17 protein-coding genes are annotated in these 18,677 nt (G+C 62.1%); 11 read left to right on the plus strand and 6 right to left on the minus strand.

Annotated elements, in window-relative coordinates; translation table 11 throughout:
- Positions 1–38 precede the first annotated feature (38 nt).
- Positions 39–1,373, minus strand: coding sequence for a type III glutamate--ammonia ligase (gene glnT / locus ACIP02_RS25525; RefSeq protein ID WP_400622330.1), 1,335 nt, complete (start codon positions 1,371–1,373; stop codon positions 39–41).
- A gap of 380 nt (positions 1,374–1,753) precedes the next feature.
- Between glnT and ACIP02_RS25530 the strand changes: the two genes are divergently transcribed.
- Positions 1,754–2,347, plus strand: coding sequence for a helix-turn-helix domain-containing protein (locus ACIP02_RS25530; RefSeq protein ID WP_400622332.1), 594 nt, complete (start codon positions 1,754–1,756; stop codon positions 2,345–2,347).
- 293 nt (positions 2,348–2,640) lie between these two features.
- Positions 2,641–3,570 (plus strand): DMT family transporter, encoded by a 930-nt coding sequence (locus tag ACIP02_RS25535; RefSeq protein ID WP_400622333.1) that lies wholly within the window; start codon positions 2,641–2,643, stop codon positions 3,568–3,570.
- Positions 3,571–3,687: 117 nt separating this feature from the next.
- On the opposite strand, the gene ACIP02_RS25540 is transcribed toward ACIP02_RS25535, so the two are convergent.
- The gene (locus ACIP02_RS25540; RefSeq protein WP_400622335.1) at positions 3,688–4,572 is read right to left on the minus strand and encodes a LysR family transcriptional regulator; all 885 of its coding nucleotides are present in this window, start codon (positions 4,570–4,572) and stop codon (positions 3,688–3,690) included.
- Between the two features lie 146 nt (positions 4,573–4,718).
- Here ACIP02_RS25540 and ACIP02_RS25545 point away from each other — a divergent pair, with 146 nt between their 5' ends.
- Both ACIP02_RS25545 and ACIP02_RS25550 read left to right on the plus strand, forming a co-directional pair.
- Positions 4,719–5,738, plus strand: coding sequence for an alpha/beta hydrolase (locus tag ACIP02_RS25545; protein ID WP_400622337.1), 1,020 nt, complete (start codon positions 4,719–4,721; stop codon positions 5,736–5,738).
- A 54-nt stretch (positions 5,739–5,792) separates the two neighbouring features.
- Positions 5,793–6,515, plus strand: coding sequence for a pirin family protein (locus ACIP02_RS25550; RefSeq protein ID WP_400622338.1), 723 nt, complete (start codon positions 5,793–5,795; stop codon positions 6,513–6,515).
- A 131-nt stretch (positions 6,516–6,646) separates the two neighbouring features.
- Here ACIP02_RS25550 and ACIP02_RS25555 read toward each other — a convergent pair whose 3' ends face one another.
- Positions 6,647–6,940, minus strand: a complete 294-nt coding sequence (locus ACIP02_RS25555) for a DUF1330 domain-containing protein (RefSeq protein WP_400622340.1) — start codon at positions 6,938–6,940, stop codon at positions 6,647–6,649.
- 76 nt (positions 6,941–7,016) lie between these two features.
- On the opposite strand from ACIP02_RS25555, the gene ribBA reads away from it, so the two are divergent.
- The 7 genes from ribBA to ACIP02_RS25590 all read left to right on the plus strand — a co-directional run bounded on the left by ribBA (position 7,017) and on the right by ACIP02_RS25590 (position 15,196).
- Entirely contained in the window at positions 7,017–8,138 is a 1,122-nt protein-coding gene (gene ribBA / locus ACIP02_RS25560) for a bifunctional 3,4-dihydroxy-2-butanone-4-phosphate synthase/GTP cyclohydrolase II (RefSeq protein WP_400622342.1), read from the plus strand.
- A gap of 316 nt (positions 8,139–8,454) precedes the next feature.
- Complete coding sequence (locus tag ACIP02_RS25565; protein WP_400622344.1) at positions 8,455–9,480, plus strand: ABC transporter substrate-binding protein; 1,026 nt, start codon at positions 8,455–8,457, stop codon at positions 9,478–9,480.
- Entirely contained in the window at positions 9,477–10,394 is a 918-nt protein-coding gene (locus ACIP02_RS25570) for an ABC transporter permease (RefSeq protein ID WP_201207091.1), read from the plus strand. The genes ACIP02_RS25565 and ACIP02_RS25570 overlap by 4 nt, the downstream gene beginning before the upstream one ends.
- 6 nt (positions 10,395–10,400) lie before the next feature.
- Complete coding sequence (locus ACIP02_RS25575; protein WP_400622346.1) at positions 10,401–11,207, plus strand: ABC transporter permease; 807 nt, start codon at positions 10,401–10,403, stop codon at positions 11,205–11,207.
- Between the two features lie 17 nt (positions 11,208–11,224).
- On the plus strand, positions 11,225–12,373 hold the full coding sequence (locus tag ACIP02_RS25580; RefSeq protein ID WP_400622348.1) for an ABC transporter ATP-binding protein: 1,149 nt from the start codon (positions 11,225–11,227) through the stop codon (positions 12,371–12,373).
- Positions 12,374–12,501: 128 nt separating this feature from the next.
- The gene (locus tag ACIP02_RS25585; protein WP_400622350.1) at positions 12,502–13,809 is read left to right on the plus strand and encodes a substrate-binding domain-containing protein; all 1,308 of its coding nucleotides are present in this window, start codon (positions 12,502–12,504) and stop codon (positions 13,807–13,809) included.
- Between the two features lie 322 nt (positions 13,810–14,131).
- A complete protein-coding gene (locus ACIP02_RS25590; protein ID WP_400622352.1) occupies positions 14,132–15,196 on the plus strand; it encodes a TerC family protein in 1,065 nt (354 codons plus the stop codon).
- Positions 15,197–15,202: 6 nt separating this feature from the next.
- Here ACIP02_RS25590 and ACIP02_RS25595 read toward each other — a convergent pair whose 3' ends face one another.
- The 3 genes from ACIP02_RS25595 to ACIP02_RS25605 form a co-directional block, all read right to left on the minus strand.
- Positions 15,203–15,595, minus strand: a complete 393-nt coding sequence (locus ACIP02_RS25595) for a hypothetical protein (protein WP_400622354.1) — start codon at positions 15,593–15,595, stop codon at positions 15,203–15,205.
- A complete protein-coding gene (locus ACIP02_RS25600; protein WP_400622356.1) occupies positions 15,588–16,988 on the minus strand; it encodes a PAAR domain-containing protein in 1,401 nt (466 codons plus the stop codon). The genes ACIP02_RS25595 and ACIP02_RS25600 overlap by 8 nt, the downstream gene beginning before the upstream one ends.
- Positions 16,989–17,346: 358 nt before the next feature.
- Positions 17,347–18,576, minus strand: a complete 1,230-nt coding sequence (locus tag ACIP02_RS25605; RefSeq protein WP_400622358.1) for an acyl-CoA dehydrogenase — start codon at positions 18,574–18,576, stop codon at positions 17,347–17,349.
- Positions 18,577–18,677 lie beyond the last annotated feature (101 nt).

Below are 18,677 nucleotides of genomic sequence, written 5' to 3' on the forward strand. Positions count from 1 at the left end.
TGCCTTTCTCTTGCAGCTTGCGGCTTGAAGCTTGCAGCTCAGAAAAACTCGGTGTAGCGCTGGATTTCCCAGTCGGAGACGTGGCGGCAGTACTCCACCCATTCCATGCGCTTGAGCTTGATGAACTCGTCGACAATCTCGGCACCGAGCACCTCGCGGAAAAGCGGGTCGGCCTCCAGGGCGTCGGCGGCCTCCTTGAGCGACTGCGGCAAGGTCTTGATGCCGCGTGCGGCAATCTCTTCCAGGCTGAGGTTGTAGAGGTTCTCGTTGCACATCTCGCCCGGTTCCAGCTGGCGGTCGATACCATCGAGGCCGGCGGCAATGATCGCGGCGGTGACCAGGTAGGGGTTGCAGCCGGCGTCCGGCAGGCGAAACTCCAGGCGGCCATAGGGGATGCGTACCATCGCCGAGCGGTTGTTGGCGCCGTAGGCGACGAATGCCGGCGCCCAGGTGGCGCCAGACAGGGAGCGCCCGACCACCAGGCGCTTGTACGAGTTCACCGTCGGCGCGGCAAAGGCACACAGCGCCGGGCCGTGGGCCAGCAGCCCGGCGGCGAAGTGGTAAGCCAGCTTCGACAGGCCCATACCGCTGCTGTCGGACGGGTCGTGGAAGAGGTTCTTGTTCGTGCTGCTGGCCAGCGACAGGTGGAAGTGCATGCCATTGCCAGCGCGCTTGGGGTCGGGCTTGGGCATGAACGAGCAGATCATGCCCAGGTCGTTGGCGATTTCGCCGGCGGCCATGCGGAAGAAGGTGAAGCGGTCGGCCGACTCCATGGCATCGCTGTAGGTGTAGTTGATCTCGAACTGGCCGTTGGCATCCTCATGGTCGATCTGATAGATGTCGAAGCCCACTGGCTGCAACGCCTCGGTCAGGCGTTCGAGGAACAGCCGCGAGCGCGACAAACCTTTGTAGTCGTAGCACGGCTTGTCGAGGTTGTCGGAAGCGTCCACCAGTTGCAGCTTGCCGCCTTCGTCGCGGCGGAACAGGCTGAACTCGGGCTCAAGGCCGGTGTTCAAGGTCCAGCCCTTATCGGCCAGGCGCTGCACCTGTTGCTGCAACACGTAGCGGCTGTCGTAGGGCCAGGGCTGGCCGTTGACGTGGCCGACGCACACGACTCTGCCGTAGCCTGGCTGCCAGGGTACCGGAGTCAAGGTAGACAGGTCGCCGCGGGCCATGAAGTCCGGGCCGTGGGGCTCCATGCCCATGCCGCAGATGGCGAACCCGGCAAACCCGGCGCCCTCCTCGGCTACCATTTTCAGGCCCGAGACCGGCACCGACTTGGTCTTCGCCGAGCCGTGGATGTCGACGAACTGTGCCAGCACATACTTGATGCCGTGCTGGTCGAGGGTGCGCTGGGTTTCTGCTGGCAACATGGGTTGAACACTCCTGGGCAAGGGGCAATGATTCTGCATAGGAAACTTACTTTCCCCATAGGAATGCAATGCGCTTGCCACTTTTGTTCAAGGCCATGGCCTTGTGTTGCCTGTGCAGGCCTCTTCGCGGCTAAAGCCGCTCCTACAAAGGCCGGTGAAAGGGCGGTGTACACCCCATGTTCAGGGGGCTGCGGACAATGTAGGAGCGGCTTTAGCCGCGAAGAGGCCCGCACAGACACCCCAAAACCCCAGCAGATTTTTATGCTGTATTTATGGGAAACTTGTATTCACCTGAGGAAAACCGCAGCCACCCAAGCTGCATTCCGCACTTTCTCAGTGCGAACATTTTATTCTTGAACTGAAACCGTGCAGGACATTCGATGTCGACCGAAACCGAACCGCGCCTTCGCCTGGAGCAGTACCTGGGCCTGCAGATCAAGCGCCAGCGCCAGGCCCAGTCCCTCAAGCTTGCCGACGTGGCGCGCATTGCCGGCATCAGCCAGGGCATGCTGAGCAAGATCGAGAACGCCCAGGTGTCCACCAGCCTCGACACCCTCAGCCGCCTGTGCGATGTGCTGGGCATGCCGATGGCCAAGCTGTTCAGCCAGTACGACCAGCCCGATGGCAACGCGCTGCTGGTAAAAGCCGGTGAAGGCCTGGAGGTAGTGCGCCGTGGTACCGAGAAGGGGCATACCTACCACTTGCTCAATCACGCCAGGGGGCCCAAGAAGCATTTCGAGGCTTATATGGTGAGCATGGATGACGCCAGCGAAGAGTTCCCGACCTTCGCCCACCCCGGCACCGAGTTCCTCCATTTGCTGGAGGGCGAACTGGTGTACCGCCACGGTAACCAGCTCTACCACATGCAGGCCGGCGATAGCTTGACCTTCGACGGCGAAACGCCGCACGGTCCCGAACAACTGGTGCAGGTGCCAATCCGGCTGCTGTCGATCATGAACTACAGCGACGACTGAGGCGGCGCAGCAAGGCAACAAGTGATGTCGCAATCAGACAAGCACACGGCGTCCGCGATCGGCTGAATAACCTGTATACAAAGATAATACACACATCGACCAGCCCTGCGCCGTGGGCTGGTCGACGTGGTACCCGCGAGTAAAACAGCCTCGCTTCACAATTCCAACGCTGTGGCGCCTTTTTGCACCGGGCAGTTCGTCCGGGCTCATAACGATAAAACTCCCAGTATTAGAGACCCGCGTTGCGCAGCCGGGAGTGCATGCGCGCGCCACCTTGTGAAGACTTGACTGCCATGATCGCGACTTCAATCCCCGTAGCCGGTGCTGCCACCGGCCACCGTAACGCCCTGTGCGCTGCCCACATCGCCGCTGTGCTGTTCGGCCTGACGGGTATCCTCGGTCACCTGATCGAAGCCGACGCCAGCATTATCACCTTTGGCCGTGCCACCTTTGCATTTATCGCCTTGGGCTTCGTTGCCGGGCTCAAGGGTACGCGCCTGCTTGACGGGCTGACCCTGCGCAACCTGCCGATACTGGCCCTGACCGGCGCGCTGCTGGCCACGCACTGGGTGACCTTCTTCATTGCCGTCAAGGTCGGCGGCGTGGCGGTGGCGACCTTGGGCTTTGCCAGCTTCCCGGCCTTCATCGCCATGATCGAACGCGGTGTGTTCGGCCAGCGCATTGGCGCCGTGCAAGGTTTGCTGTTGCTGATGGTCACTGCTGGGTTGGTGCTGGTGGTGCCGACCTTCGACCTGCTGGACAAAGGCACCATCGGCCTGCTGTGGGGGCTGGGTTCAGGCCTGGCGTTCGCCCTGCTGACCGTGGCCAACCGCCGCAATGCGTCGAGCATGAACGCCATGCAGGTGGCGTTCTGGCAGAACGTGGTAGTGGCTGCGCTGGTGGCGCCGTTTGCTTTCACTCACCTGGGTAACACCAGCCTGGCGGGTAATGACTGGGTCAACCTGGCGTTGCTGGGGGTGTTCTGCACCGGGCTGTCGCAGTACCTGTTCGTGAAGAGCCTGGAAGGGCTGGAGGCGCGTACTGCCGGTATGATCATTGCGCTGGAGCCGGTGTACGCAATCATCGGGGCGTGGTGGTTGTTTGGTAATCAGCCGAGCCTGCGGATGGCGGCAGGAGCTGCATTGATCGTGCTGGCAACTATCCTAGCGGCGGCGCGCAAGGCCCCTGCCGAGCAAGGCGACACCAGCCGCTGCGCACAGTGAGGCACGTAGCCCGCCGGCCGGCTTTGGGGCTACGCACACTTCGCGGGTAAACCCGCGCCTACAACGACCTGTGCACGAGCAGGTTTACCTGCGAAGCAGCCAACGCGGTGTTCAAGGTCAGAGCTGCACCAACCGCTCGCGCAGGAAATTCACAAACCCCTGCACCGGCCGCGCCACCTGCCGGTGCTGCGGGTACACTGCCGACAGCTGCAACGCCGGCGTCACCCACTCATCCAGCACCGTCACAAGGCGCCCATCCGCCAACGCCTGCCCAACGATGAAGGTCGGCAGGTAGGTCACCCCCATCCCGGCAATCGCCGCATCCCTCAACATTTCGCCGTTGTTCGCACGCATCCGCCCAGCTACCTGAATCGCCTGGGCCTTGCCGCCCTGGCGGAACTGCCATTGCACCTGCCGCGAATGCCCATAAGGCAGGCAGTCATGCCCGGCCAGTTGCTCCGGCCGGGTCGGCACGCCCCGCGCCGCCAAGTAGGCCGGGCTCGCGCAATACACCCGCTCGACATCGGCAATACGCCGGGCAATGAGGCTGGAGTCTTCCAGGGCACCAATACGCAGCGCTAGGTCATAGCCTTCGCCGATCAGGTCCACGGCGCGGTCACTCAGGTCCACCTCCACATCCACCTGCGGGTGCAACTGCAGGAACTCGGTCAGCAAGCAGCCCAGGTGCGTCATGGCAAACGACAGCGGTGCACTCAGGCGCAAAGTGCCGCGCAAGGTCTGGGCCTGGCCGCTGATGTCGTGTTCCACCTGCTGCACTTCGCCCAACAAACGCAGCGCCGACTGGTAGTAGTGCTGGCCCAGCGGCGTGGCGTCCAGGCGCCGCGTGGAGCGGTTGAGCAGGCGCACGCCCAGGCGCTCTTCCAACTGCATCAGGCGCCGGCTGACCGATTGCTTGGACATGCCCAGGCGCTCGGCGGCAGCCGTGAAACTGCCGGCCTCCATGACCTGGGCAAAGATTCGCATGTCTTCGTAAGGGTTCATTGTCTCGCTCTTGGTGACAGTCAAACGCTTTATAGCGGCTTTTTCCCATCACTGCATCTGCTTAATCTACACACAAGTCGCAGCGATGGCCCAGCAGGCCAGGCAAGACGCCCACTACAAACACTTGCACAGAAAAGGATTCGCTCATGAACATTGTCCACAAAACCCTCGCCGCTTCCCTTCTGGCCCTGTCCGTTTCCAGCGCCTACGCCGCTGGCAGCCCAGGCGTCGAGCAGCACACTCAGGCCTTCCTCGAAGCGCTGGAACAAGGCGGCGGCAAGCCACTGGAGCAGCTCAGCCCGAAAGACGCGCGTGCCGTACTGACCGGCGCCCAGGCATCGGTCAAGGTCGACCTTTCCGGCATTGAGGTGAAGGAACACACCATCAAGGCCAACGGCCAGGCAATCCAGCTGCAAGTGGTGCGCCCGGCCAATGTGAAGGGTGAGTTGCCCGTGTTCATGTTCTTCCACGGCGGCGGCTGGGTGCTCGGCGACTTCCCGACCCACCAGCGGCTGATCCGCGACCTGGTGGTCGGCTCCGGCGCAGTGGCGGTCTATGTCGACTACACCCCGTCGCCTGAGTCGCACTACCCGACGGCAATCAACCAGGCCTACGCCGCGACCCAGTGGGTGGCCGAGCATGGCAAGGAGATCGGCGTGGACGGCAAGCGCCTGGCCGTAGCCGGCAACAGCGTTGGCGGCAACATGGCGGCGGTGGTGGCACTGAAGGCCAAAGAGGCCGGTACCCCTGCCCTGCGCTTCCAGCTGCTGCTGTGGCCGGTGACCGATGCCAGCTTCGAGACTGCGTCGTACAAGCAGTTTGCCGAAGGGCACTTCCTGACTACCGGGATGATGAAGTGGTTCTGGGACAGCTACACCACCGACGCCAAGGCGCGTGAACAGATCTACGCCTCGCCGCTGCGGGCCAGCAGTGAACAGTTGAAAGGCTTGCCGCCGGCGCTGGTGCAAACGGCTGAGTTCGATGTGCTGCGCGATGAGGGTGAAGCGTATGCCCGCAAGTTGAATGCGGCCGGTGTGACGGTGACCTCGGTGCGCTACAACGGGATGATTCATGACTATGGGCTGCTCAACCCCCTGAGCCAGGTACCTGCAGTCAAGGCGGCGATGCGGCAGGCAGCAGGCGAACTGAAAGTACACCTTCAATAACTCCAGCCACCCATGCGGCAGGGCCTGATGCCCTGCCCGCTCAGGAGAACGATCATGCTCACCGTCCGTAACGCCCAAGACCGCGGCCTGGCCTTCCATGGCTGGTTGAAGTCCTTCCACACCTTTTCGTTCGGCCACTACCGCAACCCGGACGAGCAAGGTTTCTCCGACCTGCTGGTGATCAACGACGACCGCGTTATCCCTGGCAAAGGCTTTGGCCAGCACCCGCACCGCGACATGGAGATTTTTTCCTACGTGCTGGAAGGCGCGCTGGAGCACAAGGACACGCTGGGCACCGGCTCGGTGATCCGCCCGGGTGATGTGCAGCTGATGAGCGCCGGCCATGGTGTGGCCCATAGCGAGTTCAACCACAGCCAGGCACAACCGGTGCACTTCCTGCAGATCTGGATTGTGCCGAACGTGCAAGGCGCCACGCCGCGTTACCAGCAACAGCATTTCAGTGCCGAAGAAAAGCGCGGCAAGCTGCGTTTGATCATTTCGCCGGATGGCGCCGAGGGCTCGTTGCAGGTGCGGCAGAATGCGCGGGTGTATGCCGGGTTGTTCGACGGTGACGAGCGGGCCACCTTGACCTTGCCGGAAAATCGCCATGCCTATGTGCATGTGGCCCGGGGCAGTGTCGAGCTTAATGGGCAAATGCTGAATGAAGGGGATGGGGTGCGGGTGAGGCAGGAACAGGTGCTGGAACTGGGTAACGGGGTGGATGCCGAGGTGCTGGTGTTTGACCTGCGGCCGCATGAGTTGCCGGGTATGCCGTGAGCAGGCTCGGCCTCTTCGCGGGTAAACCCGCTCCTACACTGGTCACCACAGGTTTCGAATCCCGTGGTGACGGTTGTAGGAGCGGGTTTATCGAGGCGTCGAACCGCCGCGAAGAGGCCATCAGCAACTACTCAAGGTTCGAAACCTTCCACGATGATCACCTCGGCTTTGGCCACCCCCTGGCGATGGCTGCACGCCTCCTGATACAGCGCCGACCGGTAACACGCCACCGCCTGCTCGTAGGAATCAAACTCGATCACCACGCTACGCTGTGGCGTAGGCCGCCCTTCCATCGCCTCGCTGCGCCCGCCACGGGCCAGGAAGCGGCCGCCGAACGCCTTGAAGGCAGCCGGGGCGCGCTGGGTGTACTGCTGGTATTGATCGGGGTCGGTCACGTCCACATGGGCGATCCAATAGGCCTTCATGCCTGCTCTCCTGTCACGGCGATATATGTGTATGATGGTATACCATAAAATCACCCCACCACAGTGAGCGTGCATCATGGCTTTCAACACCATCGAGGAACTTCTCGAGGACTACCGGCAAGGCAAAATGGTCCTGCTGGTGGATGACGAGGACCGCGAAAACGAAGGCGACCTGCTGATCGCCGCCGAGCGTTGCGACGCCCAGGCTATCAACTTCATGGCCCGCGAAGCACGCGGGCTGATCTGCCTGACGTTGACCGACGATCACTGCCAGCGCCTGGGCCTGGCGCAGATGGTACCCGCCAACGGCAGCGTGTTCAGCACGGCGTTTACCGTGTCGATCGAAGCCGCCACCGGCGTGACTACCGGCATTTCTGCCGCCGACCGCGCGCGTACCGTGGCAGCAGCCATGGCGCCAAATGCCCGCCCGGAAGATTTGGTACAACCCGGCCACATCTTCCCCCTGCGCGCCCGTGAAGGCGGCGTGCTGACCCGTGCCGGCCACACCGAAGCGGGCTGCGACCTGGCGCGCCTGGCCGGCTTCAGCCCGGCCTCGGTGATTGTCGAAGTGCTCAACGACGACGGCACCATGGCCCGCCGCCCGGACCTGGAAGTGTTCGCCGCCCAGCATGGCATCAAGATCGGCACCATCGCCGACCTGATCCACCACCGCCTGAGCACCGAGCAGACCATCAAGCGCATCGGCGAGCGCGAGCTGCCCACTGTGCATGGCACTTTCCGCCTGGTCACCTATGAAGACCGCATTGAAGGTGGCGTGCACATGGCCATGGTCATGGGCGACATCCGCCGCGAGCAGCCGACTTTAGTGCGGGTGCATGTGATCGACCCGCTGCGCGACCTGGTCGGTGCCGAGTACGCCGGGCCGGCCAACTGGACGTTGTGGGCGGCACTGCAGAAAGTCGCCGAGGAAGGCGCTGGCGTGGTGGTGATTTTGGCCAACCATGAATCCTCACAGGCCCTGCTGGAGCGCGTGCCGCAGCTGACCCAGCCGGTGCGGCCTTACCAGCGTGGACAGTCGAAGGTGTACTCCGAGGTGGGTACCGGGGCACAGATTCTGCAGGACCTGGGCGTGGGCAAGCTGCGCCATCTGGGGCCGCCACTGAAATATGCGGGGTTGGCGGGGTATGAGCTGGAGGTGGTGCAGAGCATTCCCTTTGAGCCCGGGATGGTGGGCTGATAACACATACGTAATTGATGTAGGAGCGGGTTTACCCGCGAATGCGGTGGTGATGCCACCGACGCATTCGCGGGTAAACCCGCTCCTATAAGGCCCGTGGTGTTTCTGAGATCGCGGAGTGATGGCCGGTCGCCTCATACCCCTTGCCAAAAGTTTGGAATACCATAATATGATATCCCGTAGACCTTGAATCTGCAGGCCGGCACCTACCACTACAAACGGCCACCAGACACTTTGTTTTAGCTGCTCCCCGAACACTGTTGGCGGGCGCACCAGAAGCCCCGCCTCGAATAACAAAAGCAACGAGGGCGTAACCATGCTGTTGAGCAAACGTGTAACCGCAGTGCTGTCCGCCAGCCTGCTGACCTTGGCATGTCAGGCCGCCCAGGCCGCCGACAGCCTGAACTTCGTCAGCTGGGGCGGGACCACCCAGGACGCCCAGAAAGAAGCGTGGGCCGTACCCTTCACCAAAGCCACCGACATCAAGGTCGTGCAAGATGGCCCGACCGACTACGGCAAGCTCAAGGCCATGGTCGAGAGCGGCAACGTGCAGTGGGACGTGGTCGATGTCGAAGCCGACTTTGCCCTGCGTGCCGCCAGCGAAGGCCTGCTGGAACCCCTCGATTTCAACCAGATCAAACGCGACAAGATCGACCCGCGCTTCGTTTCCGACCACGGCGTCGGCTCGTTCTTCTTCTCCTTCGTGCTGGGCTATAACGAAGGCAAGCTGGGTGCCAACAAGCCGGTCGACTGGACCGCGCTGTTCGACACCAAGACCTATCCTGGCAAGCGCGCCCTGTACAAATGGCCGAGTCCCGGCGTGCTGGAGCTGGCCTTGCTGGCCGACGGCGTAGCCCCCGACAAGCTCTACCCACTTGACCTGGACCGCGCCTTCAAGAAGCTCGATACCATCAAGAAAGACATCGTCTGGTGGGGCGGTGGCGCCCAGTCGCAGCAACTGCTGGCCTCTGGTGAAGCCTCGCTCGGGCAGTTCTGGAACGGCCGTGTCTACGCCCTGCAGCAAGACGGTGCACCGGTAGGTGTGAGCTGGAAGCAGAACCTGGTCATGGCCGACTTCCTGGTCATTCCCAAAGGCGCCAAGAACAAGGACGCAGCCATCAAGTTCCTGGCCAACGCCAGCAGCGCCGAAGGCCAGGCCGAGTTCGCCAACAAGACTGCCTACGCGCCGGTCAACCTCGACAGCGTGGCCAAGCTGGACAAGGACCTTGCACCGAACCTGCCGACCGCCTATGCCCAGGACCAGGTCACCCTCGACTTTGCCTACTGGGCCAAGAACGGCCAGGCCATCGCCGCGCGCTGGAATGAGTGGTTGGTCAAATGAAAGTCGCCATCAACGCCCTGCATAACGCGCAAGGTGCCCCCACGGGCGCCGGCGCCCCGGGTACGGCCCCCCGCCGCGTCAGCCTGAGCCAGCGCTGGAAAGGCAGCCGCAACCTGCTGCCGGCGCTGTTGTTTCTGGGCCTGTTCTTCTTCGCACCGCTGGTCGGCCTGTTGCTGCGCGGGGTGCTGGAGCCCACGCCGGGGCTGGGCAACTACGAGCAGCTGTTCGCCAACTCGGCCTATGCGCGGGTGCTGTTCAACACCTTCTCGGTCGCCGGTGTGGTCACCCTGATCAGTGTGCTGCTGGGCTTCCCGCTGGCCTGGGCGATTACTCTGGTGCCCAAAGGCTGGGGCCGCTGGCTGCTTAATATCGTGCTGCTGTCGATGTGGACCAGCCTGCTGGCACGCACCTATTCGTGGCTGGTGCTGCTGCAGAGCTCGGGGGTGATCAACAAGGCGTTGATGGCCATGGGCATCATCGATGCCCCGCTGGAAATGGTGCACAACCTGACCGGTGTGGTAATCGGCATGAGCTACATCATGATCCCGTTCATCGTGCTGCCGCTGCAGGCAACCATGCACGCCATCGACCCGATGGTGCTGCAGGCCGGCTCGATCTGTGGCGCCAGCCCGTGGACCAACTTCTGGAAGGTGTTCCTGCCACTGTGCCGCTCGGGGCTGTTCTCCGGGGCGCTGATGGTGTTCGTGATGTCGCTCGGTTACTACGTCACGCCGGCGCTGCTGGGTGGAGCGCAGAACATGATGCTGCCCGAATTCATCATCCAGCAGGTGCAGTCGTTCCTTAACTGGGGCCTGGCCAGCGCCGCCGCCGCACTGCTGGTGGTGATCACCCTGGTGCTCTTCTACCTGTACCTGAAGCTGCAGCCGGAATCCCCGGTCGGCAACGCGAGGTAAACCGCCATGCTCCTGTCTCCCAATGCCATGGGCCGCCCGCTGCGTACCGGCCTGTACCTGACCACCGGGGTGATCGCGGCCTTCCTGCTGCTGCCGGTGGTGTTCATCGTGTTGCTGTCGTTCGGTTCTTCACAATGGCTGGTGTTCCCGCCGCCGGGCTGGACCTTCAAATGGTACGGCCAGTTCTTTTCCAACCCGGAGTGGATGGACGCTGCACTGGCCAGCCTGAAGGTGGCCGTGCTGACCACCATCACTGCCGTGCTGCTCGGTTTGCCCAGCGCGTTCGCCCTGGTGCGTGGCCGCTTCCCGGGCCGCGAGCTGCTGTACGGGCTGTTCACCATGCCGATGATCGTGCCGCTGGTGATCATTGCCGTGGCGGTGTACGCGCTGTTCCTCAAGCTGGGCTACACCGGCACGCTGTTCGCCTTCGTGGTCAGCCATGTGATTGTCGCCCTGCCCTTCACCATCATCTCGATCATCAACTCGCTGAAGCTGTTCGACCAATCGATCGAGGATGCCGCGGTAATCTGCGGTGCTTCGCGCCTGCAGGCGATCTTCAAGGTGACCTTCCCGGCGATTCGCCCGGGCATGATCGCCGGCGGCCTGTTCGCCTTTCTGGTGTCGTGGGATGAGGTGGTGCTGAGCGTGATGATGGCCAGCCCCGACCTGCAGACTTTGCCAGTGAAGATGTGGACCACCCTGCGTCAGGACCTCAGCCCGGTCATTGCCGTGGCTTCGACCTTACTGATCGGCTTGTCGCTGCTGGTCATGTTCATTGCCGCCGCCTTGCGCCGGCGCACCGAAAACGCCTGAGCGCGGAGAAAACAACAATGAGTGCAGTGATCAAAGACAACGCGCCCGGCAAGACCCTGGTCAGCCTGCGTGGCCTGAACAAGCACTACGGCGACTTCACCGCCGTGGATAACCTCGACCTGGAAATCCAGGACGGCGAGTTCCTGACCTTCCTCGGCTCCAGCGGCTCGGGCAAGTCCACTACCCTGTCGATGCTGGCCGGCTTCGAAACCCCGAGCAGCGGCGAAATTTTGGTAGACGGCCAGTCGCTGGTCAACGTGCCGCCGCACAAGCGTGATATCGGCATGGTGTTCCAGCGTTATTCGCTGTTCCCGCACCTGAACGTGCGTGACAACATCGCCTTCCCGTTGGCCATTCGCAAGCTCAATGCTGCAGAAACCAACAAGCGCGTCGACGCCATGCTCAAGCTGGTGCAGCTGGAGAAATTCGCCCACCGCAAGCCCTCGCAGATGTCAGGCGGCCAACAGCAGCGCGTGGCGATCGCCCGTGCGCTGGTCTACGAGCCACGTATCCTGCTGATGGACGAACCGCTCGGCGCACTGGACAAGAAGCTGCGTGAAGACCTGCAGGATGAGCTGCGCCAGCTGCACCGCCGCCTGGGCATCACCATTGCCTACGTGACCCACGACCAGGAAGAGGCGATGCGCCTGTCGCAGCGCATCGCCATCTTCAGCCACGGCAAGATCGTTGGCCTGGGCACCGGTTACGACCTGTACCAGAACCCACCGAATGCCTTTGTTGCGTCGTTCCTGGGCAACTCCAACTTCCTGCGGATCAAGGCCAACAGCAACGGCGCCGGCCGCTTCGAGGGGCAGCCGGTGGCCATTCGCCTGACCCCGGGCCTGGCTGCCGAGCAGGATGCACTGATCATGGTGCGCCCCGAGAAAGCCCTAGCCCTGACGGCCGAGCAGGCCGCGCGCGAGCCGCTGCCGGCGGGCTGGAACGAGGTCAGTGCCAAGGTCGGTGAGGTGTTGTTCCTGGGTGAAAGCCAGACCTGCCATGTGGTGACGGCGGGCGGTACCGAATTGACGGTGAAGGCGCTTTCGGCGGCGGGCATGCCGATGCAGCCGGGGGATAGCGTGAAGGTGCGTTGGGCGGTGGCTGATGCCTGCATTTACACCGAATGGGCCGAGAGTGATTTGAGCAAGTCGGCCGGGGCGCATTGACATTCTGAGAGCTGCAGCGCCTGCAAGATAGAGCGCTGCACTTCTGAAGACGTAAGCAACACTGTCACATTATCATCACGCCACTGTCGTAATCTGCCGGCCAACTCTATGCCACAGGGCCACCCGGCATGCGCCGCCTGCTTGTTTTGCTGCTCACCCTGCTACCGCTGGCAACCCTGGCCGAGCCCACGCACCTGCGTGCGCAGGGCTCCAATACCATCGGCGCAGCGTTGCTGCCGGCACTGGTGCAAGGCCAATTGCGCGCGCAGCAAGCCAGCGCCATCAAACAACAACCGGGCCAGCAGCCCAACGAAAACGTGATCACGGCGCGCGATGCGCGGGGCCAGCCGGTGCGCGTCGACATCGCGGCCCATGGCTCCAGCACCGGCTTTGTTGCCCTGGGCCGGGGTGAAGCCGATCTCGCCGCGGCCTCGCGGCCGATCAACGACAACGAAGTACGCCAGCTGCGGGCCTTGGGCGACCTGCGCGCGGCCAGCGCCGAACAAGTCATCGGGCTGGACGGCGTTGCAGTGATCGTCCACCCGAACAACCCGTTGCCACAACTCACCACAGGCCAATTGGCGCAGATTTTCTCCGGGCAGGTCCAGCGCTGGGAGCAATTGGGTGTTTCCGGCGGGGCTATTCACCTGTACGCCCGTGACGACCGCTCCGGCACCTTCGAGACCTTCAAGGCACTGGTGCTGGAGCCGCAGCACAGCGAACTGTCGGCCAAAACCCGCCGCTTCGAATCCAGTGACGAACTGGCCGCACAGGTGGGCGCCGACCGCCAGGCCATCGGTTTCAGCAGCCTGGCCGCAGTCCACGGGGCCAAGGTACTGGCGGTAGCTGAGGGTGATGCACCGGCCATGTTGCCGGAGCGGGCGCTGGTGGCCAGCGAGGACTACCCGCTGTCGCGACGCCTGTACTTCTACCTGCCGGCCAACCCCAAGCCCGAAGCCAAGGCCCTGGCCGATTTCGCCCAGAGCCCGGCCGGCCAGGCCATCGTCGCCCAGCAGGGTTTCGTTTCGCAGCAGGTCAAGGCCCAGCCGGTGTCGCCTCAGGCCGACATGCCACCGCGCTATCGCACCCTGGCCCAACAGGCGCAGCGGCTGAGCGTGAACTTCCGCTTTCAGGAAGGCAGCGCCAGCCTCGACAACAAAGCCTTGCGCGATGTGCAGCGGGTGGCCGAATACCTGCGCCAAGCCGGCAAGCTGCAGAGCAAGGCGGTGCTGGTGGGCTTTGGCGACCCCAAGGAAACGCCCGGCCGCGCCGCCCTGCTGTCGCGCCTGCGCGCGCAGGCGGTGCGCCGCGAACTGGCGCGCGATGGCGTCGAGGTGCTGGAGGTGACTGGCATGGGTGATGAATTACCGGTGGCTGGGAACGAGCTGGAACAAGGGCGGCTGCGTAACCGGCGGGTGGAGGTGTGGGTGTATTGATCTACAAACCTGCACACCGCCCTGTGTAGGAGCGGCCTTGCGTCGCGATGGGCTGCGCAGCAGCCCCGACAATATGTGCTGGAACTGCGACTTTAGGGGCTGCTGCGCAGCCCATCGCGACGCAAGGCCGCTCCTACAGGTGACCGCATGGCCACATCACTCGAGGTCGGCTTTGGCAAAGAAATGTAACAGCTGCCTATTCGGCATCACCGGCAAACGGGTCTAGGCTCAAGCCCATGTGATACCGGGCCCCTCTGACGGCTGCCACGCCGCCATGTCGGATCACTGTTGCCATGCAACGTCGACATTCAAGGAGGGGCTCATGACAGCTCTGCAGGCATTTCTCACCACCCCGTTCCTCGGTACCAGCGCCTGGTTGTGGCTGGTGTTCATGACCATCGTCATCGGTTTGCTGGTGCTCGACCTCGGCGTGCTGCACCGCCACGACCGGGAAATCGAAATGCGCGAGAGCCTGCTGCTGTATTCGGGCTATTTCAGCGTAGGCGTACTGTTCGGCGCCGGGGTCTGGTACCAACTGGGCGCGCAGTCGGCGCTGGAGTTCTACACCGGATTTTTGGTCGAGCAGTCGCTGTCGATGGACAACGTGTTCGTCATGGCGATGATCTTCAGCTACTTCGCCATCCCCCGCCGCTACCAGCACCGCGTCTTGTTCTGGGGCATCCTCGGCGTGGTGTTCCTGAGGGCGATCATGATCGGCGTCGGCGCTGCGCTGGTGCAGAATTTTGCCTGGGTGTTGTACCTCTTTGGCGCCTTCCTGCTGTTCACCGGGGTGAAGATGGCGCTGTCGAAAGAAGACAGCCACCCGGACCTGGCCAACAACCCGATCATCAAGTTCGTGCGCCGGCACATGCGGGTCACTGACCAGATCCACGGCTCGCACTTCTTCATCCGACAGACCCCGCCGGGGCAAAGCAAGGCGCTGCGTTATGCCACGCCATTGTTCCTGGCACTGGTGCTGATCGAACTGGCCGACCTGGTGTTCGCCGTCGACAGCGTGCCTGCGATCTTCGCCATTACCCAGGACCCGTTCATTGTCTACACCTCGAACATCTTCGCCATCCTCGGGCTGCGCTCGCTGTACTTTGCCCTGTCGGCGCTGATGCACCGGTTTGTGTACCTCAAGTACGCGCTGGCGCTGGTGTTGATCTTTATTGGCTGCAAGATTTTCTACCACGGCATGGTCGGCAAGGTGCCGGCGTTACTGTCGCTGGGGGTGACGTTCGGGTTGTTGCTGGGTGGGGTGGTGGTTTCGTTGGTCAAGACGCGGGGGGAGAAGGTGGTAGTCGTGAATCAGTCGCCCGAGCAACCTGCAAATGCCGATCGTACAGTCGACCAGAAAGAGGATGACCCGCAGATGCGGGTCTGATTTCCCCTACTTGAACTTAAATAACGCCCATACAAGCACCATCCAGATGCATCCAGTCATGTTTAGCCAGGCTGAAATTTTCAACCTGCGTTTAAGCTTCTTTGGAAACGCATTTAGCTCGCCAGCATCCAGTTGCCCCATTCGCAGCGCTAGCCATGGAAATGCCACTAGCCCACTTACCGTACATAGCGTCATCAAGCGCCATTTGAATGACCCAGAACCCCAATAACGTTTGATGCTTTCAAAATAGGGATTACTGGTGATGGCCGAGCAGGCGATGGCATAATCTTTGGTTAATGTCGTGACAGCACTAAGGACTAGTCCTGGTATGCCGATAGCAAAAGGACTCAATAGAAGCGCCACTTTAGCAAGTGGTTGCCAGCCAGTAATGTCAATCACTGGTTGCCTCGTAAATAAACTCGCCTACAAGCTCACCGAGCTCCCCGCCCAGCACTCCCCCGGCCATGCCGCTGGCGCCAACAAGTACTATGCCGCATACCGGCGCAGCCAGACCTCCCGAGCCCATGGTGGCAACAGCACAAATTGTTCCAGATACGAGGTTTGCTGCTAAGGTGCCAGCCATTGCTCCAGCAGTTCCGGTAGCAAAACCTCCCGTCTCGGTCAGTCTGATCTTTTTACAATCGTCAGTCTCACCAGCTCGACAAACCTCTTGCACTTTCAGATACGAAGACGTCCCACCCAACCCAATCGCAGCGTACCCTCCATATTCAAGAAACTTGCTAAGCCGCGCCACCTTGCCCAGATGCGTCGCATACCCCGGAATCTGCCCCGGGCCGCCGGCCTTCGACCAGTGGTGCACAAGGCTCTTGGTCGAAATATTCAAGCTCTTCCTCAACCGCTCATAGCTTCCCAGGTTCAGCTGCTTGTTAAGCAATGCCACTTTCAACTGTCCATCCAGCTGCTGCAGCAGCTTTCGCCGTTCGGCAAAGAAGCCCGGGCTGTTCAAATGGCCATGGCGCATGAACTCACGTTGATGCAGTTGCTCAATGCTGCTCAACGTATTACTGACCTGAGCCAGCCCTTGTTTCAGCATGTCCGTGCCCACGCCCATGGACTGGCTGGCGTTGCTCAGCAAACCGGCGATTTCCGCCTGGTGCTGCATCATGAAGTCCGCTTCGGCGAAATCCAGCACCGTCAGCGCACGCCGGGCGTGCTGCGCCGCGGCCATCAGCTGGCCTTCCTCGCGGGTGCAGGCGTCGCCATTGTCGGGGTCACCGATTACGAAGATCTCCCCCGCCTTGAAGCCCTGTTCGAACGTCGGGTTGAGCCGTTGCAGCCGGGAGATCGGCAACGTGGCATCGTGCGCGGCCAGTTCCATTAGTACCTGTGCGAACGACATACGCCGCGGAATCACATAGAAACCAGGCTCCAGAGTACCGGGCATCGCAACTGCAGCAGGTTGAGAGAAACGTTCGGGGTAAACGGCGGTTGATGGTTCGGCAAAATGGGCATCCGTGCGCCCTGCAGCGGAGCGCATGGGCGGAAATGCTTCACTCAACGGGGCGACCACCCGATTGCTGCCCGGCGAACAGCCACAGAGCACCAGTGCACCATCCGTGGCAACCCGGCGACCATCGGAAATGAAGAAATCCACCCCTTCAGCAACGATGCCTTCCTGCCCACAGTGCGGGCATGACGTGGTGGGGTCACCTTCGCGCAGCACCATGCGGCCCTCGTCGAGATAGCTTGCGCCCGTGGCAATACAGATAGCACCCGTTGTGGTGACATCGCCATCTACCGCCTGAGCTTTTCCCCCTAGAATGGCACGCATATACAAACTCCCTGTAAATGGCTGAGGTCAAAAACCTAACATCCGTACAGGGAATTTAAATGGACGGGCGACAAAATCAGACGTTTCCTACAAACCAGCCGAAGTTAGCCGCCTGTACAAAAGCAACTATTTCTTACTGGCGAGAATCAGACTTCCTACGCACAATTTCTGTCAATCTTTCTCAGCTCATTTCTAATGTAGAAATCGAAGGCCTGGCTTCTGTACAGATGGTGGCATGCACCGCGCCGGCTTCTTCGCGGGTAAACCCGCTCCTACAGGTACAACGCACGGTTTGCTATCGGCGTGGTATCTGTGGGAGCGGGTTTACCCGCGAAAGGGGCCTTGAAGGCTGACGAAATTACCGCCCGCTACGCAACATCTCCGCCGGCACATACTTGCCAATCTCATACTTGCCAATCGCCGCCCGGTGCACTTCATCCGGCCCGTCGGCCAGGCGCAGGGTGCGCTGCATGGCATACATGTAGGCCAGCGGGAAGTCGCCGCTCACCCCTGCTCCGCCGTGCAACTGGATCGCCCGGTCGATCACCTTCAGCGCCACGTTCGGCGCCACCACCTTGATCTGGGCAATCTCGCTGCGCGCTACCTTGTTGCCGACGGTGTCCATCATGTAGGCCGCTTTCAGCGTCAGCAGCCGGGCCATGTCGATTTCCATGCGCGAGTCGGCGATCTTGTCGACGTTGCCGCCCAGGCGCGCCAGTGGCCGGCCGAACGCCGTGCGCTCGACCGCGCGCTTGCACATCAATTCCAGCGCACGCTCAGCCATGCCGATCGAGCGCATGCAATGGTGAATACGCCCAGGCCCCAAGCGCCCCTGGGCGATCTCGAAGCCACGGCCCTCGCCGAGAATCACGTTCTCATACGGCACCCGCACGTTCTCGAACAGCACTTCGGCGTGGCCATGCGGCGCATCGTCATAACCGAACACCGGCAACGGGCGAACGATCTTCACCCCGGGCGTATTGGTCGGCACCAGCACCATCGAGTGCTGCTGATGGCGCGGCCCTTCAGGGTCGGACAGGCCCATGAAGATCATCACTTTGCAGCGTGGGTCGCAGGCGCCGGAAGTCCACCACTTGCGGCCATTGATCACCCACTCATCGCCGTCACGCACAGCAGTAGCGGCCATGTTGGTGGCGTCCGAAGAGGCCACGTCCGGCTCGGTCATGGCGAACGCCGAGCGAATCTCGCCGCGCAACAGCGGCTCCAGCCACTGGCGTTTCTGCGCCTCGCTGCCGTAGCGCACCAGCACTTCCATATTGCCGGTATCCGGCGCCGAGCAGTTGAACGGCTCTGGGCCGAGCAGCGAGCGGCCCATGATTTCCGCCAGGGGGGCATATTCCAGGTTGCTCAGACCGGCGCCGTATTCCGACTCGGGCAGAAACAGGTTCCACAGCCCTTCAGCACGGGCCTTGGCCTTGAGTTCCTCCATGATGGCAGTGGGCTGCCAGCGGTCGCCCTCGGCAACCTGGCGCTCGAACACCGCCTCGGCGGGATAGACATAGGCGTCCATGAACGCTGTGACGCGCTCGCGCAGTGCCTGGACCTTGGGCGAATAGGCGAAATCCATCGGGGCTACCTTCACGGTTCGGAGTACATGGGCCAGAGCCTAGAGCAGCATGGCCCCATCCACCTAGTCTATTTTCCGCGTGTATAAACATTCATAACCGA

It is taken from the genome of Pseudomonas sp. NPDC089408, assembly GCF_044749445.1.
In the GTDB taxonomy this organism is placed as follows: Bacteria; Pseudomonadota; Gammaproteobacteria; order Pseudomonadales; family Pseudomonadaceae; genus Aquipseudomonas.